General features: G+C 34.4%; 25 protein-coding genes and 1 riboswitch. Of the genes, 19 read left to right on the top strand and 6 right to left on the bottom strand.

The window, feature by feature from the left end:
* Positions 1-68 precede the first annotated feature (68 nt).
* Positions 69-171: riboswitch (SAM riboswitch) on the bottom strand.
* A gap of 256 nt (positions 172-427) precedes the next feature.
* From AB4Y30_RS12070 to yunB, 7 genes are all read left to right on the top strand, one after another.
* The gene (locus tag AB4Y30_RS12070; protein ID WP_368652483.1) at positions 428-1,018 is read left to right on the top strand and encodes an ankyrin repeat domain-containing protein; all 591 of its coding nucleotides are present in this window, start codon (positions 428-430) and stop codon (positions 1,016-1,018) included.
* 13 nt (positions 1,019-1,031) lie between these two features.
* Positions 1,032-1,433, top strand: coding sequence for a nucleoside deaminase (locus AB4Y30_RS12065; RefSeq protein WP_368652482.1), 402 nt, complete (start codon positions 1,032-1,034; stop codon positions 1,431-1,433).
* A gap of 17 nt (positions 1,434-1,450) precedes the next feature.
* Entirely contained in the window at positions 1,451-2,671 is a 1,221-nt protein-coding gene (locus AB4Y30_RS12060) for an amidohydrolase (RefSeq protein ID WP_368652481.1), read from the top strand.
* 302 nt (positions 2,672-2,973) lie between these two features.
* Positions 2,974-4,383 (top strand): bifunctional UDP-sugar hydrolase/5'-nucleotidase, encoded by a 1,410-nt coding sequence (locus tag AB4Y30_RS12055; RefSeq protein WP_368652480.1) that lies wholly within the window; start codon positions 2,974-2,976, stop codon positions 4,381-4,383.
* Entirely contained in the window at positions 4,380-5,180 is an 801-nt protein-coding gene (locus AB4Y30_RS12050) for an enoyl-CoA hydratase-related protein (protein WP_368652479.1), read from the top strand. The genes AB4Y30_RS12055 and AB4Y30_RS12050 overlap by 4 nt, the downstream gene beginning before the upstream one ends.
* Before the next feature lie 260 nt (positions 5,181-5,440).
* Entirely contained in the window at positions 5,441-6,514 is a 1,074-nt protein-coding gene (locus AB4Y30_RS12045; protein WP_368652478.1) for an HD-GYP domain-containing protein, read from the top strand.
* Positions 6,515-6,576: 62 nt separating this feature from the next.
* Positions 6,577-7,335 carry a sporulation protein YunB gene (gene yunB / locus AB4Y30_RS12040; protein WP_368652477.1) on the top strand — a complete coding sequence of 253 codons (759 nt, stop codon included), beginning with the start codon at positions 6,577-6,579 and terminating at the stop codon, positions 7,333-7,335.
* A 36-nt stretch (positions 7,336-7,371) separates the two neighbouring features.
* On the opposite strand, the gene AB4Y30_RS12035 is transcribed toward yunB, so the two are convergent.
* On the bottom strand, positions 7,372-8,343 hold the full coding sequence (locus AB4Y30_RS12035; RefSeq protein WP_368652476.1) for a M23 family metallopeptidase: 972 nt from the start codon (positions 8,341-8,343) through the stop codon (positions 7,372-7,374).
* A 115-nt stretch (positions 8,344-8,458) separates the two neighbouring features.
* Here AB4Y30_RS12035 and AB4Y30_RS12030 point away from each other — a divergent pair, with 115 nt between their 5' ends.
* Positions 8,459-8,731, top strand: a complete 273-nt coding sequence (locus AB4Y30_RS12030) for a YutD family protein (RefSeq protein ID WP_368652475.1) — start codon at positions 8,459-8,461, stop codon at positions 8,729-8,731.
* Between the two features lie 5 nt (positions 8,732-8,736).
* Here AB4Y30_RS12030 and AB4Y30_RS12025 read toward each other — a convergent pair whose 3' ends face one another.
* Positions 8,737-8,880, bottom strand: coding sequence for a hypothetical protein (locus AB4Y30_RS12025; protein WP_368652474.1), 144 nt, complete (start codon positions 8,878-8,880; stop codon positions 8,737-8,739).
* A 97-nt stretch (positions 8,881-8,977) separates the two neighbouring features.
* On the opposite strand from AB4Y30_RS12025, the gene AB4Y30_RS12020 reads away from it, so the two are divergent.
* The 3 genes from AB4Y30_RS12020 to AB4Y30_RS12010 all read left to right on the top strand — a co-directional run bounded on the left by AB4Y30_RS12020 (position 8,978) and on the right by AB4Y30_RS12010 (position 11,659).
* Positions 8,978-9,424 carry a DUF86 domain-containing protein gene (locus tag AB4Y30_RS12020; protein ID WP_368652473.1) on the top strand — a complete coding sequence of 149 codons (447 nt, stop codon included), beginning with the start codon at positions 8,978-8,980 and terminating at the stop codon, positions 9,422-9,424.
* Between the two features lie 14 nt (positions 9,425-9,438).
* On the top strand, positions 9,439-10,209 hold the full coding sequence (locus tag AB4Y30_RS12015; protein ID WP_368652472.1) for a TIGR01457 family HAD-type hydrolase: 771 nt from the start codon (positions 9,439-9,441) through the stop codon (positions 10,207-10,209).
* Positions 10,210-10,330: 121 nt separating this feature from the next.
* Positions 10,331-11,659 carry an IS3 family transposase gene (locus AB4Y30_RS12010; protein ID WP_368652467.1) on the top strand — a complete coding sequence of 443 codons (1,329 nt, stop codon included), beginning with the start codon at positions 10,331-10,333 and terminating at the stop codon, positions 11,657-11,659.
* 75 nt (positions 11,660-11,734) lie between these two features.
* Here the strand turns inward: AB4Y30_RS12010 and AB4Y30_RS12005 are convergent, their stop codons facing one another.
* Positions 11,735-12,253 carry a phosphatidylglycerophosphatase A gene (locus tag AB4Y30_RS12005; RefSeq protein ID WP_368652471.1) on the bottom strand — a complete coding sequence of 173 codons (519 nt, stop codon included), beginning with the start codon at positions 12,251-12,253 and terminating at the stop codon, positions 11,735-11,737.
* 99 nt (positions 12,254-12,352) lie between these two features.
* Between AB4Y30_RS12005 and AB4Y30_RS12000 the strand changes: the two genes are divergently transcribed.
* From AB4Y30_RS12000 to AB4Y30_RS11990, 3 genes are read left to right on the top strand one after another with little or no spacing between them, the layout of a single operon-like run.
* Entirely contained in the window at positions 12,353-13,324 is a 972-nt protein-coding gene (locus AB4Y30_RS12000; protein WP_368652470.1) for a hypothetical protein, read from the top strand.
* A 60-nt stretch (positions 13,325-13,384) separates the two neighbouring features.
* Entirely contained in the window at positions 13,385-14,350 is a 966-nt protein-coding gene (locus tag AB4Y30_RS11995; protein WP_368652469.1) for a 2-hydroxyacid dehydrogenase, read from the top strand.
* The gene (locus tag AB4Y30_RS11990; RefSeq protein WP_368652468.1) at positions 14,325-14,675 is read left to right on the top strand and encodes a TIGR04104 family putative zinc finger protein; all 351 of its coding nucleotides are present in this window, start codon (positions 14,325-14,327) and stop codon (positions 14,673-14,675) included. Before AB4Y30_RS11995 ends, AB4Y30_RS11990 begins: the two co-directional genes overlap by 26 nt.
* Positions 14,676-14,751: 76 nt before the next feature.
* On the opposite strand, the gene AB4Y30_RS11985 is transcribed toward AB4Y30_RS11990, so the two are convergent.
* Both AB4Y30_RS11985 and AB4Y30_RS11980 read right to left on the bottom strand, forming a co-directional pair.
* Positions 14,752-16,080 (bottom strand): IS3 family transposase, encoded by a 1,329-nt coding sequence (locus tag AB4Y30_RS11985; protein ID WP_368652467.1) that lies wholly within the window; start codon positions 16,078-16,080, stop codon positions 14,752-14,754.
* A gap of 119 nt (positions 16,081-16,199) precedes the next feature.
* On the bottom strand, positions 16,200-16,424 hold the full coding sequence (locus AB4Y30_RS11980) for a NifU family protein (protein ID WP_368652466.1): 225 nt from the start codon (positions 16,422-16,424) through the stop codon (positions 16,200-16,202).
* Between the two features lie 197 nt (positions 16,425-16,621).
* Here AB4Y30_RS11980 and AB4Y30_RS11975 point away from each other — a divergent pair, with 197 nt between their 5' ends.
* The 3 genes from AB4Y30_RS11975 to AB4Y30_RS11965 all read left to right on the top strand — a co-directional run bounded on the left by AB4Y30_RS11975 (position 16,622) and on the right by AB4Y30_RS11965 (position 17,848).
* The gene (locus AB4Y30_RS11975) at positions 16,622-16,951 is read left to right on the top strand and encodes a YuzD family protein (protein ID WP_368652465.1); all 330 of its coding nucleotides are present in this window, start codon (positions 16,622-16,624) and stop codon (positions 16,949-16,951) included.
* A 39-nt stretch (positions 16,952-16,990) separates the two neighbouring features.
* Positions 16,991-17,347 carry a HesB/IscA family protein gene (locus tag AB4Y30_RS11970; protein WP_368652464.1) on the top strand — a complete coding sequence of 119 codons (357 nt, stop codon included), beginning with the start codon at positions 16,991-16,993 and terminating at the stop codon, positions 17,345-17,347.
* 84 nt (positions 17,348-17,431) lie between these two features.
* Positions 17,432-17,848: a bleomycin resistance protein gene (locus tag AB4Y30_RS11965; RefSeq protein WP_368652463.1), complete on the top strand. Its 417-nt coding sequence runs from the start codon at positions 17,432-17,434 to the stop codon at positions 17,846-17,848.
* Between the two features lie 44 nt (positions 17,849-17,892).
* Here the strand turns inward: AB4Y30_RS11965 and AB4Y30_RS11960 are convergent, their stop codons facing one another.
* Positions 17,893-18,879 carry an NAD(P)/FAD-dependent oxidoreductase gene (locus AB4Y30_RS11960; protein ID WP_368652462.1) on the bottom strand — a complete coding sequence of 329 codons (987 nt, stop codon included), beginning with the start codon at positions 18,877-18,879 and terminating at the stop codon, positions 17,893-17,895.
* Between the two features lie 249 nt (positions 18,880-19,128).
* On the opposite strand from AB4Y30_RS11960, the gene AB4Y30_RS11955 reads away from it, so the two are divergent.
* Together AB4Y30_RS11955 and AB4Y30_RS11950 are read left to right on the top strand one after the other, a co-directional pair.
* Positions 19,129-20,349, top strand: coding sequence for an NAD(P)/FAD-dependent oxidoreductase (locus AB4Y30_RS11955; protein ID WP_368652461.1), 1,221 nt, complete (start codon positions 19,129-19,131; stop codon positions 20,347-20,349).
* Positions 20,350-20,441: 92 nt separating this feature from the next.
* Positions 20,442-20,753 (top strand): YuiB family protein, encoded by a 312-nt coding sequence (locus tag AB4Y30_RS11950; protein ID WP_368652460.1) that lies wholly within the window; start codon positions 20,442-20,444, stop codon positions 20,751-20,753.
* Positions 20,754-20,819: the final 66 nt, after the last annotated feature.

Below are 20,819 nucleotides of genomic sequence, written 5' to 3'. Positions count from 1 at the left end.
ACAAATAAAAAAACCCTCTTCTTTAATTAGACTATAAGAAGAGGGTTTGCTATCTATTTTCATCACTCTTCTTATCTTTCAGGCATTATGCTTGCTGGAATTGGCACAGTACTTTAAAAGTCTGTTGCCGAGGCTTCAAAGGGCCAGTCCCTCCACCTCTCTGGATAAGAATTTAATTTTTATTATTAAATTTGTTTTCACTTTACATGGGACTTTGAAACTTGTCAACTATCTTTTTAAAAAAATAATCAAAGAAAGCTCCTAATCTCTAGTGCCTGTAGGTGATATGGATTAAAAAATATTTTTTCTCTTTGTAATTATCCAAAATTAAAACGCTTACAATTTTATTTTCTAAAAGTGCTTAGCATGTTAACATAGAAAAAAGGGTATTTAAAATATAAATGAACTAGCGTGGGAGGAGAGAACAATGAGTCAACAATTAGTTGAGTATGCAAGAACAGGTGATATAGAAAATCTGAAAAATTTATTAAAAGAAGATGTTGATGTGAACATCCGTGATGCAGAAGGTAGAACCGCTGTATTAGAAGCTACACGTTATAATTATCCAAAGATTGTAGATATATTAATTCAACATGGGGCAGATGTAAATATTCAAGACTTATATCGAAATAATGTACTTCTCCATGCAGGTGCAGCTGGTTATTTAGAAATTGTAAAGCTAGCAATAGCGGCTGGTGCTAATACGAAACTGACTAATCGATATGGAGGAATTGCTATCATTCCTGCAGCAGAAAGAGCACATGTAGAGGTCATTGAAGAATTATTAACTTATTCAGATTCTGATGTCAATCATATTAATAATTTACATTGGACTGCATTAATGGAGGCAGTAATTCTTGGTGATGGTGGAGTACGCCATCAAAAAGCAGTAGAAGTGTTATTAAAGCATGGGGCAGATCCTAATATTGCTGATCGAGATGGTATAACTCCATTGCAGCATGCGGAGCAGCTTGGCTACACGGAAATTGCTTTGCTACTGAAAGCTGCCGATGCTTAAAGGAGTGAATCTATTGTTAAAAGAAAAATGGTTGCAGGAAGCAATTAAGTTGGCACAGGATAATGAAACATCAAAAAATGGATCTCCTTTTGGAGCAGTGGTAGTAAAGGATGGAGTTATTGTAGGAAGAGGGGTTAATCAAGTAAAGCGCACGCACGATCCATCACAGCATGCAGAGTTACAAGCTGTGATACACGCATGTCAATCTTTACAAACCACGGATCTTACAGGCTGTGAAATTTATGCAAGCACAGAGCCATGTCCAATGTGCTTGAGTGCGATTTATTTTACTAAAATAGATGCAGTATACTTTGCGGAAATCAGTACAGAAAGTCAAGATTATGTGTATCATCAACTTTCACTGCCGAGACAAGAGCGCGATATACATATGGAGCAGTTGTTAGAGAAAAACTAAATATTGGAGGAATATGAATGAACACTACTTATTGGTTAACAAATACAAGGCTTGAAACAAGCTATTATAAAGAAAATGATATGATTACAGCTACTAATACGGAATTTTTTCATCTACTGATTGAGGACGGAAAAATCACTGATATTGTTCCAGCTTCTGAGCAGTTAACAGATGAGCTACCGAAGAAGGATGCAAAACAGCTCTTAGCTCTACCATCATTTGTTGAAAAACATTGTCATCTTGATAAGACATTGCTTGGGGACCAATGGAGAGCAGTAAAGCCTGTTAAAAATATTTTAGAAAGAGTAGTAATTGAGAAAACGACATTGCCTACTTTAAAAACGACTACACAGGAACGTGCAGAAAATTTACTAGGAAGATTTGTCAAATACGGGGTTACACATGTGCGTACACATGCAGATATCTATCCAGAAGTAGGTTTAGAGAATTTAGAAGAAATTAAAAAGGCATTCCAAACATTCTCAGGGAAAATTGAACCAGAAATTGTCGGCTTTGCACAGCATGGTTTTTTAAAAGCAAATACAAGAGAATTGATTCAAGAATCTACTAAACATGGTGTGGATTATATCGGCAGTGTCGATCCAGCTACTGTGGATAATGATATTGAAACTTCTTTACAAGTGTTAGTTGACATAGCGGTAGAAGGAAATGTCGGAATTGATTTACATATACATGATCCTAATGAATTAGGAGCTTTCACGATTAAACGTTTAGCTGAATTAACGATTGAAGCAGGTTTACAAGGAAAGGTTGCGGTAAGTCATGCGTTTGGAATTGGTGATATCTCTCGCACGGCACTTGATGAGATGATTCCTTTGTTAAAAGAGGCGGGAATGACCTTTATTTCTAGTGTTCCAATTGACCGTAAATTCCCACCACTTGAATATTTACGTGAACAAGGTATCAACACGGCAGTTTGCTGCGATAATATATTTGATTCATGGTCTCCATTTAATAATGGTGATATTTTAGAACGTTTGGAAAGGTTAGCACAGCTCAAGCAATGGAAGGATGAGTATTCCTTAAGCCAGTCTATTTATTTTATTACTGGAGGAATTACTCCACTTAATCAACTAGGAGAGCAAGTATGGCCTAAAGTTGGCGATGCTGCAAATATCGTTTTAGTTGATGCAACATGTACAGCGGAAACTGTAGCAAGAAGAGCAGAAAGAAAAGCAACTATTTATAAAGGCAATTTCTCATTCGATAATATTTAAAATCTAATTTAGATTGAGGCTGGGACAAAAGAAAAAACTAAGCTTGAAATCCGAACAATATTTAACTGAAGCAAAGCATATTTCCGAAATGGATATTTGCGCAATTTATGTTCGGAATTAGCTAAGTAATAAACTCTTTTGTCCCAGCCCTTTTTAGTTTGCAAAGAAATATATCATTATCAAATAGATTAAATTTTGAGTGCTCCTATGTTTTCTCTTCTTTTATGTTTGTCATTACTGATTTTTTTCCTGTGTTAACGTATGATAGAAGTAGAGAACACTGGATTTAAAGGAGCATTCGTATGCGCGAAAATATCCATTTATTTTATACAAATGATTTACATAGCCATTTTGAACATTGGGCACGTATTGTTCATTTTTTCAAGGAAAATAAAACAAAAATTGTTAATCGAAAAGAATCCTGCTTTTTATTTGATATTGGAGATCATATGGACAGAGTTTCCCCGATTGCTGAAGCATTTATGGGAAAGGCAAATGTTGAGTTATTAAATGCGGCAGAATATGATGTAGTTACACTTGGGAATAATGAGGGAATTACTTTATCACATGATGATCTATACCATTTGTATGATGATGCGAATTTTTCAGTGGTGTGTAGTAATATGCATAATTTGATTGATGAGCAACCCCCTTGGCTCAAAATTTCTACACAGCTAATATCAGAAAATGGAGTTCGAATTGCAGTTCTAGGTTTAACAGCTCCATATAGTGCTTATTATCAGTTATTGGGCTGGCAAGTGGATTTTCCTCAAGAAACATTAGAGCGACATTTAGCTGTAGTGAAAAAAGATGCTGATATTATCATTTTGCTGTCTCATTTAGGATTAAATGAAGATAGACAAATTGCCATGAATCATTCAGAGATTGATATCATAATTGGGGGACATACACATCATTTATTACGTACTGGAGAAATGGTGGAGGAGACATTATTAACCGCAGCGGGTAAAAATGGTGAATTTGTTGGAAATGTCTTATTAACATGGGATCACACGAATCAAAAATTAATTAATAAAGAAGCATATGCGATTAATATTGCTCATTTGCCGAAGGATGAAAAAACGGTAGAAAAATTATCTTCTCTACAGCAAGAAGCAAATACAATCTTATCTGTCCCTGTTGTTCATACAGAAGAATCATTGGCAGTAGATTGGTCAAAGGGTACACCAATTATTAAGTCATTGACAGAAACGTTAAAGGAATGGACTAAGGCAGATTGTGCGATGCTGAATACAGGGTTATTATTAGAATCATTTCCGTCTGGAACGGTATCGTACGAAGATGTGCACCGGATTTGTCCACATCCAATTAATCCCTGTGTGGTAGAGCTTGATGGGGATGAACTAATGGAAGTAATCCGTTCGTCCTATACCAGTGCTTTTACAGAATTTGCACTTAAGGGATTTGGTTTTCGTGGAAAGAAACTAGGAAAAATGGTCTTTTCAGGATTAGAGATAGAAACAATTGATTATGGAAACCATGAATCGATTAAACGAGTATTGTGGAATGGAGAACCCTTGCAAAAAGAACGTACTTATTCTGTTGCAACAGCAGATATGTTCACATTTGGAAGATTATTACCAGAAATTTCAAGATCAGAGTCAAAAATATATTATTTGCCAGAATTTATTCGAGATTTATTAGTTTTAACGCTAAAAAAGATGTATGAAGATGACGAGGTGAAAAAATGACTAAGAATGAAACACATAATGACTCCTTGTTTTTGGAAATTAATAACGCAATTGCAACTATTTTTATTAATCGGATTAACAAGAGAAATGCGCTTTCTTATGAAATGTGGACAAAAGTTCCGGCTATCATGAAAGCGTGTGAGGAGAATTCAGAGGTTAAAGTAATTATTTTTCGAAGTGTAGATGCTTCTGCTTTTTCTGCTGGAGCAGATATTAGTGATTTTAAAAATTTATGTAAAACTGCTGAAGGTGCAAAAAAATACAATGATGCAATTATTGCTGCAGAGGCGGCTATCATGAATATTTCTAAACCAACAATTGCTCAAATTCAAGGATTTTGTGTAGGTGGTGGCTGTGAAATAGCTATTGCTTGCGATTTTCGATTTGCTGATAGTAGTGGGAGATTTGGAATTACCCCTGCTAAATTAGGATTGATTTATAATACTCCAGGCACAAAGAATCTAGTTGATCTTGTAGGACCATCAAAGGCAAAAGATATTCTCTTTACAGGAAGGTTATTGCCTGCAGAAGAAGCACTTTCTATTGGATTAATTGACCATATTTTTTCTAGTGAAATGTTAGAAAAAGAAACACTAGAATATGCAAAAATGATTGCTAACAATGCTCAATTATCTGTGCGAAGTTCGAAGAGGATTATTTTTGACGTGCTCCAAGGAGAAACAGAGAATACAGAAGAGATAGACGATATGATTGTGAACTCTTTTTTATCAGATGATTTTAAAGAAGGAGTCAATGCATTTTTAGAAAAAAGGCGTGCGAACTTTAAATATTCATAAATACATCAAAGCATGAAACTAACGAGATATGTATATTTGGAGAATGAATAGAATCACTCCAAAACTAGTTAAAATATTGATTATTCATGATTTTAACTACAGTAGTAGAACTTTTTACATTCATCTGTGCATAGCAATTTGGTTAGAATGTGAAGCAAATTTTCTACTGATTAGGTAAAGCCCTTACCTTAGCGAAAGAAATGGATTGTAAATTGACTATAATCGTTTTAGGGTGAGATTGATTTTGGAGGAGAAGGATTATGAGGCTTGCGTCCACACGAACTGTGAAACCAAATAAAACGATAGCAAAGACCATATATAATGAGACAGGAAGTGTTTTAGTTCGCCAGGGTGTAGTGGTGACAGAACAACTGAAAGAGAGCCTATTAAAACGTGGAATTACATGCATTTATATCGAAGAGGACTCGACAAAAGATATTTATGTAAACTTATCTATTCCGAGTGATTTACGAATAGAGGCTACGAAAACAATTAGAGAAGTATTTTCTGAAATGAAAATGGAACAAAACTTTATTTTCAATAAGAGAGAAGAAAAGCTTACTAAAATGATTCGAAACCTCATAGAAAATATGTCAGTGCAAAAAGATGGTTTATCACTGTTAGCTGATATATTAGTTACAGATGATTATTTATTCCAACACTCTTTGAATGTAGCTTTGTATGCATTAGCAATTGGCTCTCAATTACGATTTAGTGAAAAAGAATTAATTGAGCTAGGCTTAGGATCTATTTTGAATGATTTTGGGAAAATATTTATCGATGATACGATTTTAAAAAAAGAAGCCCATTTAACTACCGAAGAATATGAAGAGATGAAGCAGCATCCAGAGCTAGGCTTTGATTTTATTCGTCAGCATACAGATTTACCTACTGTAGTAGCGCATTGTGCTTATCAGCATCATGAAAGATTAGATGGCTCAGGTTATCCTCGAAAGCTGGTAGGAAATGAGATTCATACGTATGCGAAAGTCATTGGTGTAGCGGATGTATTTGATGCGGTGACAACCAACAGAGTATATAGAAAAGCAATGCTGCCACATGAAGGGCTAGAAATACTTTATGCACAGGCGACAGATAAATTTGATATTAAGATAGTAGAAGCCTTTAAGAAAAGCATTGTTATTTATCCAAATGGAATTACTGTTGAATTAAGTGATGGGCGAAAAGGAGTTGTAGTAAGGCAGAACCAACATCTTTATGATCGACCTATCATTAGAATTATGGATGTAGATGATACAGGAAATAGTGAATACTATGATTTGGACTTATCAAAGGCATTAAATATTATGATTACCTCTTGTTATATTGTATAGATAAAGTCTAATATTCTAACCTCCTTAAAACAAGCATATTTTGTTTTAAGGGGGTTTTCAATTTGCGAAAAATACATTTCAAGCGAAGGACTAGTGTGCCTCCAACAGCGAGAGTTATTTTTATCTTAACTGTCATTATTTTTATCATACTAATCATCTGTAGCATATTAATTATTGATCGTGGAATAAAACCAACATTAATGCATATTGCAGAAGAAAAAACAATTGAGTTTGCTACAAGAACGATTAATGCAGCAGTAAAGTCTACCGAAAATATTGCCTTTGATAATTTGGTGGATATCGCTTATGACAATGATGATAATGTTTCTGTGCTTGGTTGGAATTCTGCAGCAGTTAATCAAGCCCTTCGGTTAGCAACTGAGCGAGCAGAGTATTTTTTATATCAAGGGGATTCAGCAGGAACCTTGCCAGAAGAACTATTATCCGAGGAGGAAGAAAAGCAGGAAGATTCCCCGATTATCGTAGAAATACCAATCGGGATGGCAACAGGAAGCACTATTTTAGCAAATTTAGGTCCAAAAATTCCTGTTCATTTCGAAATTGTTGGTAGTTTACGTACAGATATTGTGCATGAGGTGAAGGAGTTTGGAGTGAATGCAGCATTATTTGAAATATATATCCCAGTTTCTGTTAATGTTCAAATCATCATCCCATTTTCAACGACTACTACAGAAATAAGTACAAATGTATTTATTGATTCACGAGTAGTAATGGGGAAAGTACCAGAATTTTATCAAAGTGGTGGTAGTCAAGGAGGAGGGCCTTCCATTTCTATACCGAAAGATAATATTTCTAGATAAGAATAGCTTATGTTCAGCCAAGAAGCTGAACATAAGCTATTTTGATTTACCTGTACTTTCCCATTTTCTTAAATATGGATACGGATCAAAGGACCATTCACTATGGCCGTTATCTTTATACATTCCATAATGTAAATGAGCAGGAAATTTCCCTGCAGTTCCAGGAGGTCCATAGCCGCTCGAGCCAACTGACCCAAGAATATCACCAGGTTTTACAATGCTTCCAACCTCAATACCCTCATGATAGCTGTTTAAATGTGCATAATAATGATAAATATTATGTGTATCCCTGATACCTAGTCTCCAGCCACCGAATAAATTCCAACCTTTTAACTCAATAACTCCATATGTTGTTGACTGAACAGGTGTCCCATAGCTGGCAAAAATATCTGTACCTTCATGAATCCTTACCCCACCAAAACCTCTACCTGCTCCCCAAGTGCTTTGGTAAGTATAGTTGTGCGTGGTCGGTAATGGGAAGGTTCTGTCGGTCAATTCAATATCTTGGAATTTCTTAAAAACTTCTGCTGTTTGCGTAATTGCTTGTACGGTTAAATCCCGCTGATAATAATCAAATAAAGCAATTTTTATATCCTCTTTCGTTGTCCCATAACTAGCAAGATATTGTGAGAAGCTATATAGAATATCTTCTGGATTTGTTGAATCTGCTAGTCCATCAGCATTACCATCTAGCCCAATCCCGTCAAATAACGAAATAACATTTGCCGAGGAGTGTTTACTTATATTGCTAAGCCCATACCATTTTTCATCTGGAACATGAATGGATATGAGAGAGGACGGATCTATATCCGTTTGAATATTTCGTTCATACTGATCAATAGCAGCAATATAATACCAAGGGATAAGAGAAAGAGCTTCTGTTTTTTTATATAGTGCTAATCTTTCCTGAGCTAATTTTTCTTCTGTAGAATCTTCCGCGTGTACTAAAAAAGGTATAAAAAACAAATAAAAAAAGGAACATAAATAGAAAATTTGCTTATAATACATGGGTAATCAACTCCAACAATAGCATAGAACATCTAATGAAATAGCATTGTATTCATTCATACTCAACTGTATGAAAATATGGTAAACTATACTCAGAATAAGCGGGGTGAAATCAATGATTGTACTACAAGGAAAAAATTATCAAATTATAGAAAATGTGAAAGACGGTTTCCAAGAAGATGCAATAAAGGAACGTTATTCTGATATTTTAAGCAAATATGATTATATCGTTGGTGACTGGGGTTATGACCAACTTCGCTTAAAAGGGTTTTATCATGATAAAAATTCTAAATCGAGCTATGATACGAAAATAAGTACATTAGATGATTATTTATTTGAGTACTGTAATTTTGGCTGTGCATATTTTGTATTAGAAAAAGTGGATTAGATTCTTTAATCTTTCTTTTCGTTCTTTTCTTTGTGAGGCTCTTTTTCGAAAGAAGCTGCTCCAAATGGACCTTCAGGAAACTCTTGAGGTACATGAAGAATTTTCTTTTTTGAATATGGCGCAGCAATTTTTTTCATTTCTTTTTTCATTAGATAATCACAACCTTTTAGGAGATATTCTTTATATATCAGGTGAATTACATACAAGCCAAGTATTGGAAAAACAATTTTTTAGGAGGTTTTATTTATGTATTTTGTTGATCGCAGTAAAATCGAAGAAACACTAAAATATTTTGATGAAATTTTAGCAGATATTAAAAAGTTTTCATTTACAACACGTCAAGAAAAATTAAGCTTAGAACGCATGACTCATATGATTATTGAATCCATTATTGATGTTGGAAATATGATGATTGATGGATTTATTATGCGTGATCCCGGAAGCTATGAAGATATTATTGACATTTTAGTGGATGAACGAGTTATTCCATCAACAGATGAGCAAGCATATAAACAAATTATTGAATTGCGTCAAATGATCGTAAGAGAGTATTTAGCAATTAATCATGAAAAACTACAGTCCACATTGACGAAAACACAAGAAACGATTGAAAAATTTAGTACATATGTATCTGATTACTTGGAAAATGAACTTGGTGTGGCAAATACTTTTTCAAATGAAGAAGGAAGATAAAAGGACGGAGAGCATTGAAAACATATAAAGGTTACATGATTGATTTAGATGGGACAATTTTTCGAGGAAATGAAGTAATTGAAGGCGCACAGGAATTTATCGATGCTTTATATGAAAAAAATATTCCTTATTTATTTTTAACGAATAATGCATCTTCAACTCAAGAAGAGATAGCTAACAAATTAACGCGAATGGGAATTAAAGCTACTCCAGAAAATATTTTTACTTCGAGCTTGGCAACTGCTAAATATATTAAACAGGTTAAACAGGAAGCCTCATGCTTTGTAATTGGAGAAACAGGAATTATTAGCTGTTTGGCAAATGAAGGTTTAACTATTGCAGATGAAAATTGTGATTTTGTTGTTATGGGGATTGATAGACAAATCAATTATGAAAAACTAGCCAAAGCATGTATTGCGATTCGTAATGGGGCAAGATTTATTTCAACGAATAGTGATATTGCAATTCCTACAGAAAAAGGTTTTTTACCAGGAAATGGTGCGCTAACTTCAGTAGTCGCAGTTAGTACAGGAATTCAGCCAACTTTTATTGGGAAACCAGAAAAAATCATTATGGAGGAAGCTTTAGCAGTACTTGGATTAGCTAAAGAAGACACAATGATGATTGGTGATAATTACGATACGGATATTTTAGCAGGACTAAGTGCTAATGTAGATACGCTGTTGGTATTTACGGGAATTACTTCAAAGCAAGATCATGAACAAAGAGATAGGCAGGCAACACATTATGTGGACAGCCTAACTGAATGGATTCCACATTTATAAAAAAATAGAAAGAGGCTGAAATAATATGGTACCTATAGATAGGGCACTTGAAAAAGAGTGTTTAATCTATAGGTATTTTTTTATATACTTAAATTTCAAGATATGTGGATTGGGGACAATTATGAGTAAAATAACATTCTCAACTAAAGAGATAATAACACTACAAAAGAATCCAAATGTACAACGTGTTAGCGAACGGTCCATTACATATACCGACGCTTTTAAAAATAAATTTATGGAGGAGTACCTAGCTGGCAAACTCCCTCGACAAATTTTTGATGAAAATGGCTTCGATGTGGACGTTATTGGGATAAAGCGAATTGAACAATCAGCTCACAGGTGGAAGAAAGCCTATGAAAGGAATGGGTTAATCGGTCTTACAGATTCAAGGAAAACGGGTTCGGGCAGACCATTAAAACGGGAACTTACACCATCCGAAGTGATGGAAAGACAAGAGGCAAGAATTAAGCTTCTGGAGGGACAAGTAGAACTATTAAAAAAGCTAGAAGTGACAGAAAGGAGGCTGCTAAACGCAAGCGAAAGTCTAGAACCGAGTAGAATATATCAGTTGATTTATGAGACCATTGAACAAAATCAATTTAAGCGAATGACAAAGTATTTTTGTGACCTTTTAGAGGTTTCGCGTTCAGGCTATTATAGCTATCTAGAGGCAGCTGAAAGACGAGAAGCAAGAGAAAAATTGGACTTAGAAGCGAAAAAAATCATACTAAAGGCATTTAATCGACGGGGGTATAAGAAAGGGTCACGTTCCATTAAAATGATACTGGAGAATGACTATAACATTATCTTTAGTCGTAAAAAGATTCAAAGAATCATGAATAAATATGGAATTGTCTGTCCTCATAGAAGGGCGAATCCTTATAAAAAAATTGCGAAAGCAACCAAGGAGCATCAGGTCGTTTCAAACAAGTTAAACAGAGAATTTAAGCAAGGAGTACCTGGAAAAGTGTTATTAACGGACATTACTTATTTGCCATATAACGGTAATTGTATGGCTTATTTGTCGACCGTAAAAGATGCGTCCACTAACGAAATCCTAGCTTACCATGTTTCAGATCGCATCACTTTAGACATCGCAACTCAGACGATCCATAAATTAGTTAATAACAAAAAAGTTACTTTACACAAAGATGCCTTTATCCACTCGGACCAAGGAAGCCATTACACGAGTCCAAGATATCAAAAATTATTAAAAAAATATGGTCTAGGCCAATCTATGTCTAGAAGAGGAAACTGTTGGGACAATGCACCTCAAGAGTCTTTCTTTGGTCATCTAAAAGATGAAGTTGACTATCAATCTTGTAAAACATTAAAAGAACTAAAGGCGAAAATAAATCATTACATGGTTTACTATAACAACTATAGGTATCAATGGAACTTAAAAAAGATGACCCCTATTCAATATAGGAATCATCTTCTAACTGCTTAGTCTCTTTTTTTATTGTGTCCTTGACATGGGTGCCAGTTTAAAACGATAATTTGTTTCATCCTCTTTCAACTATATTTATTCAGGCGGATTTTGATATTCATCATCTACCAATGCATGTGCAAGTCGGCTAGATGCAGCTGCTGCAATTGCCCCAACAATATCATCTAAAAAGGTGTGTACCTCACCAGTGTTTTTATCATTAAGTCTTTTCAAAATACCAGGCTTTTGCTTATCAATATAGCCATAGTTTGTAAAACCGATAGAACCATAAACATTTACAATAGAGAAGGCGATAATTTCATCAATGCCATATAGGCTTTCGTCTGTTTTAATAATTTTTTGTAATGGTTCTTCTAATTTATTTTGTTCAGCTAAGATATCAAGCTGAATCCCAGTAATAACAGCATGCTGTACCTCACGTTTAGATAGTACACGATTTACGTTATGCAGGCAGGTGTCTAATGTTAATGAAGGATGATAACTAGCTTGTAAATAATAAACGAGCTCTGCAATATCCACTTCTTGCACACCACGATCATGAAGTAATTTCCTAGACTTTATTTCAAGTTCTTGTTGTTTTGTAACTTCATCCATATTTAAATCACCTTTACTTTCTACGCATATATTTACAAATTAAAGTTCTAACTCCCGATTTCTATTGATATTAATTTAACAATGGAAGGGGAGATATAGTTGCAAGAATTACTATCGATTTACTATGGAATAGAAGTAAATGAGTCAATAGTAATAGCAGATAAAATTGGCTGGAGAAACAAAGAATATACTTATTTTACCATTTCCGGTATGAACAAGGAAGAAATCTTTATGGAGCAGGCATCTGCAGCAGTTTTTCTCCATTATAATGGTTATCCACAGATTGCTTTACCAATTCAAAATAATTTTGGGGAATGGCTAACCAGATGGAATGATCAATATTATATGGTTTTATTTACATGGGATAAACCTCTGTTGCCAGATGAGCATCATGGTGTAAAACTGGCAAACTTTCATAAAAAGAGTCAGCACTATCCATATCAACCAATGGTTATTTCTAATTTTAAGCAGTGGAAGGATCTTTGGATAGAAAGATTAACAAATTTAGAAAAACAAATAATCGAAGTAACACAGAAGCAATCGGAAGAAAAATATCGTTACATGCTGAATATTATGCCCTATATTATAGGAATATGTGAAAATGCGATCCAGTATATTCGTGAAGCAGAACAAGAAGAATATTATGCTGCTACAGATAAAGCAGCAATCACATTTATTCGTTATCAACATCAGCTGACTCAAGAAATTATTTGGCTGGATGAATTTGTTTATGATTATCCTATTCGTGATGTTACTGAATATATTCGAAATTTATTTTTGTCTTTAGAGGATTCTGCTGTTGAAGAGGCTTGGAATTTTCTTAGAGGCTATGAATCCGTTTTACCATTCTCAAAACTGAGCTGGAGACTATTAATAGGTAGATTATTATTTCCTATTCATATTATGGATCAAGTAACTGACTGTTTATCATATGGTCAAGAAGAGTTATTTGATCTGTTAAAACAAAGAATAGAAAATCAATCTGATTATGAGCAAAAATTAAAAAGACTTTTTCAAATAATCGGGCAAAATAATGAAACCTTATTATTACCTGTGGTAAAGTGGATATAATATGAATTTTTATTAGTTAAAGTAGTTTTTGCTGATAAAAGAAAGAGGGGAATTTACACATTGGAAAAACAACATATTTATATAACAAGAAAAATCCCAAATGAATTATTACAGCCATATCAGGAGCAGTTTCACTTTTCAATGTGGGAAAAAGAATCAGAACCAGTACCAAGAGAAGTTTTATTAGAAAAGGTTGAGCATGTAGCTGGTATACTTTGTCTTTTAACAGACCAGATCGATGAAGAAGTATTTAATAAGGCTAAACATCTCCAGCTTGTCGCAAATATGGCGGTTGGCTATGATAATATTGATGTGGAAGCGGCTAAAGCGCGTCAGGTTGTAGTGACGAATACACCAGATGTACTAACTGAAACAACAGCAGATTTAACTTTTGCTTTATTAATGGCGACAGCTAGAAGAATAGTGGAAGCAAATGAATTTATTAAAAAGGATGAATGGAAAGATTGGTCTCCATTCCTATTAGCTGGTTCTGATATTCATCATCAAACCATTGGTATTGTGGGAATGGGAAGAATTGGAGAAGCTGTTGCAAGAAGAGCAAAAGGCTTTGGTATGAATATTTTGTACTATAATCGTTCACGAAAGATGGAAGCAGAGCAAGAGTTAGATGCAACTTATGTATCATTTGAAAAACTATTAACAGAAGCGGATTTTGTTGTCTGTTTGACACCATTAACTTCTGACACACATCAAATTTTCAATAAACAAGCATTTGAAAAGATGAAGCAATCTGCTATTTTTATAAACGCTTCTCGTGGAATGACGATGGATGAACAAGCACTTTATGAAGCACTTAAAGCTGGTGAAATTAAAGCCGCTGGACTCGATGTATTTGCAACTGAACCGATTCGTGCAAGTCATCCCTTACTGGAGTTAGATAATGTCGTATGTTTACCACATATTGGTTCAGCAAGTGTAGCTACTCGTGAAAATATGATAAAATTATGTTTAGAGAATTTATCTAGTTATTTTAAGGGGCATGGAGCCAAGACGCCTGTTGAATAATGTAACGTATAGGAGAGGAATCAAGATGCCGACCTGCCAGTATTGTGGACAAAAATGGAGCTGGAAACAAACATTTAAACAAACTTTTAGATTAGATAACCGTATGACTTGCTCTTGTTGTGGGAAAAAACAATATCTTACAAAGCGGGCGAGATTAAAAAGTACCTTCATTCCTTTTTCAATGGTTACTTTAGTCATGATTAGTAATCTAGTCTTTGGTCCTTCTTACATTGCTTTCTTTATTCTATTATGTCTGCTCCCATTATTTTTAGGAATCTATCCTTTTTTTGTAGAGCTATCGAAGGAAGAAGAACCACTTTTCTGATGTTTATAAATGAAAATAATAAAAAGCAGATAAAAATAAACTGGCACCCATGTCAAGGACACAATAAAAAAAGAGACTAAGCAGTTAGAAGATGATTCCTATATTGAATAGGGGTCATCTTTTTTAAGTTCCATTGATACCTATAGTTGTTATAGTAAACCATGTAATGATTTATTTTCGCCTTTAGTTCTTTTAATGTTTTACAAGATTGATAGTCAACTTCATCTTTTAGATGACCAAAGAAAGACTCTTGAGGTGCATTGTCCCAACAGTTTCCTCTTCTAGACATAGATTGGCCTAGACCATATTTTTTTAATAATTTTTGATATCTTGGACTCGTGTAATGGCTTCCTTGGTCCGAGTGGATAAAGGCATCTTTGTGTAAAGTAACTTTTTTGTTATTAACTAATTTATGGATCGTCTGAGTTGCGATGTCTAAAGTGATGCGATCTGAAACATGGTAAGCTAGGATTTCGTTAGTGGACGCATCTTTTACGGTCGACAAATAAGCCATACAATTACCGTTATATGGCAAATAAGTAATGTCCGTTAATAACACTTTTCCAGGTACTCCTTGCTTAAATTCTCTGTTTAACTTGTTTGAAACGACCTGATGCTCCTTGGTTGCTTTCGCAATTTTTTTATAAGGATTCGCCCTTCTATGAGGACAGACAATTCCATATTTATTCATGATTCTTTGAATCTTTTTACGACTAAAGATAATGTTATAGTCATTCTCCAGTATCATTTTAATGGAACGTGACCCTTTCTTATACCCCCGTCGATTAAATGCCTTTAGTATGATTTTTTTCGCTTCTAAGTCCAATTTTTCTCTTGCTTCTCGTCTTTCAGCTGCCTCTAGATAGCTATAATAGCCTGAACGCGAAACCTCTAAAAGGTCACAAAAATACTTTGTCATTCGCTTAAATTGATTTTGTTCAATGGTCTCATAAATCAACTGATATATTCTACTCGGTTCTAGACTTTCGCTTGCGTTTAGCAGCCTCCTTTCTGTCACTTCTAGCTTTTTTAATAGTTCTACTTGTCCCTCCAGAAGCTTAATTCTTGCCTCTTGTCTTTCCATCACTTCGGATGGTGTAAGTTCCCGTTTTAATGGTCTGCCCGAACCCGTTTTCCTTGAATCTGTAAGACCGATTAACCCATTCCTTTCATAGGCTTTCTTCCACCTGTGAGCTGATTGTTCAATTCGCTTTATCCCAATAACGTCCACATCGAAGCCATTTTCATCAAAAATTTGTCGAGGGAGTTTGCCAGCTAGGTACTCCTCCATAAATTTATTTTTAAAAGCGTCGGTATATGTAATGGACCGTTCGCTAACACGTTGTACATTTGGATTCTTTTGTAGTGTTATTATCTCTTTAGTTGAGAATGTTATTTTACTCATAATTGTCCCCAATCCACATATCTTGAAATTTAAGTATATAAAAAAATACCTATAGATTAAACACTCTTTTTCAAGTGCCCTATCTATAGGTACCATATTAAAATATCTGCTTTTTTTCTTTAAAAGATTTGTTCGATTTCAGTAACACCAGGTACTTCTGTAACTAATGCACGCTCAATACCAGCTTTTAAGGTGATCGCTGAACTTGGGCAGTTACCACATGCACCCATAAGACGAATTTGAACAACACCATTATCATCTACATCAATTAATTCAACGTCTCCACCGTCACGTAGCAAATAAGGGCGTAATTTATTTAAAACATCTTGTACTTGTTCACGCATATTGCATCTCTCCTTTAATCAATTTATATTATAACATAATTATAGAAAAGGTAAATTATTTGTTAAGAATCATTCTCAATAATCCATTATATTTTACCTTTAATTCAGGATTTTGTAAAATGTAAATAACTCATAATAATTATTTCAATTAATTGAGCATGATTTAAATAGAAAAATCATAAAAGGAGGTTAATCTATTGAGTAATACACATATTACCATTACAGTATATGGTGCGGAGCAAATTTGTGCAAGTTGTGTTGGTGCACCTGGATCTAAGGACACGTATGAATGGCTACAAGCAGCAGTTGGAAGAAAATATATTGCCGATGACATTCAATATGAATATATAGATATAGATACACCACAAGAAGAGGAAAAGCATAAGGATTTTGTGGAGCGTATTTTTGAAGAGGATTTATTCTATCCAATTGTTTTTGTAAATGATGAGCTGGTGGCTGAGGGTATCCCGCGCTTAAAAACAATTTATGAAGAGCTAGAAAAATATGATGTACAGATTAAAGAGTAAGTATGTTTGCTTTTGATCTACCATAAGGAGGTTTGTAAAATGACAATTACGATTACCGACAATGCAAGTAGACAAATAAAGAAAATGATGGAAGAAGAGCCAGCAGGTGCGAAATTACGATTTGGGGTAAAAGGTGGAGGATGTAGTGGATTATCCTATTCCATCGGATTTGAACAACAGATTAATGAAGATCTAGATCTAGTTGAAGAAATCAATGAAATTCCAGTGGTAATTGCTAAACCAGATATTCCTATCATAGAAAATACAGAAATTGATTATAAACAAAATATGATGGGCGGAGGCTTCATTATAAATAATCCAAACGCAGTATTTTCATGCGGATGTGGTTCATCCTTCCGTACAAAAGAAAATGTTGGTGTACCAGGAGATTGTTAATAAGAGCTGTGTGAGGAACCTGTATGAACGGAGTTCCTTACACAGTTTTTTTGTATATTAAAATTAAAAGGGGGACTTGAAAATATGAATGAACCTTCACTTGTGCCAGAATTACTTGTTGAGAATTTAGAAGCTAGTTTAGATTTTTGGTGTGATTTATGTGGCTTTTCCATACTATATGACCGTAAGGAAGATGGCTTTGCTTATTTAACATTAGGAAATGCCCATATCATGCTTGAGGAGAAAGGGATTATAAGAAATTGGATAACAGCTGAGCTTAAGATTCCATATGGGAGAGGGATGAATCTGGAGATTACAGTTGATTCTTTTGAGTCTATTGTAGCTCGCTTAAACGAAAGAAATTGGCCTCTTTTTATGGAGCCAGAGGAGAAATGGTATCGTAGAGGCAATGGAGAAATTGGAGTTTGCCAATTTTTAGTGCAGGATCCTAATGGTTATCTTTTGCGATTTTCAGAAATGCTTGGTGAACGATTTAAATAAAAATTAGAGGACTGATATCAGCCCTCTAATTTTTTAATCTGTTATTAAAACATACTCGTTGAATGCTTTGGTTGTACTCTCGCTTTTGGATCCATATATCGCATTGCATTATTCACTGCTGTTGGTGCATCTCCAAAGCCAGTTGCAATTAATTTCACTTTTCCATCATAGGTATTAATATCACCTGCAGCGTAAATGCCTGGGATATTTGTTTCCATCTTCTGATTTACAATAATACTATTACGTTCAATTTCTAAGCCCCAATCTTTAATTGGCCCTAAATTTGAAATAAATCCATAGTTACACAGAACATAATCCACATCAATAGAAATTTCATCTGTACCACGATTTTCTTGAAGGATAACTTTTTCAATTTTTTCTTTTCCTTCAATTTTAATTGGAACATATGGTGTTAAAATTTCTACAGAAGAATTTTTCAATTGGTCTATGCTATGCTCATGTGCTCTAAAATCATCGCGACGGTGTACAAGTGTAACTTTTTTCGCAATTGGTTCAAGCATTAATGCCCAGTCAACTGCGGAATCTCCACCACCTAGTAGTAGAACATGCCGGTCTTTATAAATATTCATATCTGTCACATAATAATGAAGATTAATATCTTCAAAGGATTCGCTATCACCAATTAGCAGGCGACGTGGTTGGAAAGCACCATTCCCAGCAGTAATAATGATTGTTTTTGAATAATGAACTTCATTTTCTGCTGAGGTTAATTTAAAAGTACCATCTTCAAGGCGCTCTACCTTTTCTATTGATTGCCCAAGAATGATAGTTGGATCGAATAATTCTAATTGTTTTTCTAAATTATCGACTAATTCCTGTGCACGAATGTTAGGAAAACCAGCAACATCATATATATATTTCTCCGGATAAAGGGCGGTTAATTGCCCTCCTAGATGTGGGAGACTTTCAATTAGTTTTACTTTTGCTGAACGCATTCCACCATAGAAAGCAGTAAATAACCCAGTAGGGCCACCTCCTATGATCGTAATGTCATATAAATTATCTGTCATGGATATACCTCCAGTGCTCACTTTAAGATATTAACATTCCCTATTCTAACACAATTTGAGAGAAGTTGTATAATAGCTAGATTGGCATGTGATAGTTGTTAGAATTTTACAAATTTTTAACTTCGTATTGAAAATCATTCCCAAAGAGAATAATATTATAAAAGTGTTACGTTTTTATGACGAATTAGATTGATTACGTTTGCAATTGAAATATAATTGTAAAACAAAAGAGAAAAGAAGTGATTTAGTGTGGACAGACCCAATATAGTCGTTTTAGGCGCTGGGTATGGGGGATTATTGACAACTGTGAAATTACAGAAGCTCTTAGGAAGAAATCAAGCAAAAATTACATTAATAAATAATAATGACTATCATTACCAATCAACTTGGTTACATGAAAGTGCAGCAGGTACATTACATCATGATCGAATACGAATTCCGATTAAAGATGTGATCAACCCTCATAAAGTAAAGTTTATTCAAGATACAGTTGTTTCGATACACCCGGAAGACAATTATGTAAAATTGATGAATGATGAAGTGAAATACGATTACTTAGTCATTGGTCTAGGATTTGAAAAAGCAACATTTGGTATCCCGGGATTAGAAGAAAATGCATATGCCATTGGTGATGTAAACAGTTCACGATTAATTCGAGATCACATCGAATACCAGTTTGCAATGTATCATAATGAAGTAGAAAAAAACCCATCTCGTTTAACCATTGTTGTTGGTGGAGCAGGATTTACAGGGATTGAGTTTGTCGGTGAATTAGCAAACCGTGTACCAGAACTCTGTCAAGAATATGATATTGATCGTTCTCAAGTAGAAATTGTTGCGTTAGAAGGTGCATCAACTATTATGCCTGGGTTTGACCCAGAGCTTGTGGAATATGCGATGAACTCCTTGGAAGCTAGAGGTGTGCATTTTATAACAGATGCATTATTAAAAGAATGTAAAACTGAGAGTGTAGTCTATGAAAAAGATGGGAAACTACATGAAATTCCTACAATGACTAAAGTTTGGGCTGCAGGAGTACGTGCAAACACCATAGTAGAAAAATCTGGATTTACAACAAATCGTGGGAAGGTAGAAGTTCGAAAAGACATGCGCACACCTGAATATGATAATGTATTTGTTGTTGGTGATTGTGCATTGATTATTGATGAACCTACTGGTAGACCGTTTCCACCTACTGCGCAAATGGCAATTCAAGAAGCGGTAACTGTTGCAGCAAATGTAAATCGTTTAGTGCAAGGGAATGAACATCTTGCATTATTCGTACCACAAAACTTAGGAACAGTAGCTTCACTTGGAAATAATGATGCAATAGGAGTTATTTTTAATAACCGGAAAATCTTCGGATGGAAGGCAATTCTAATGAAGAAAATGATTGATAATCGGTATTTATTAAAGCTCGGTGGATTAGGATTGTTACTAAAAAAAGGCAAATTTAATTTTTTCGCATAATAAATGAAGCAAAGGCAGACTATTGTCTTTGCTTTATTTTCTTTATCGTATAAAATGGATTTTGTACATTGGTAATGGAAGGAGAAAAAAACTTGATTCAATTAGTTGTATCTATCGTATTATATTTCGTCATCTTTTTCGGACTTTCCTTTATTTTAAATATGCTCTTAAGAAAAACTTGGTTAATGTCATTTATTTATCCAATTATTGTTGTGATTATTATTGATGGAATTTCAACATTTGATTATCTTTTCAAACCGAGTGAATCTTTCTCTACTGCTTATGATAAAATCATTAATTTAACAGTTGTGGATATTACGGTACTTTTGTCAGGTCTTGTGGGAACAATTGTTTCGGGAATTGTGATTCGAATGCTGCGTAAGAGCGGTTATCAAATGTTTTAAGAGGTATTTTTTAAGTTTTATAGGTAGACATTTAAATAAAAGAAAGGATTTTCAGCAATTTATACT

It is taken from the genome of Ornithinibacillus sp. 4-3 (assembly GCF_040958695.1).
Classification (GTDB): domain Bacteria; phylum Bacillota; class Bacilli; order Bacillales; family Amphibacillaceae; genus CALAMD01.
The sequence above is the reverse complement of the archived record's forward strand: the minus strand, read 5'-3'. Positions and strand labels throughout refer to the sequence as shown.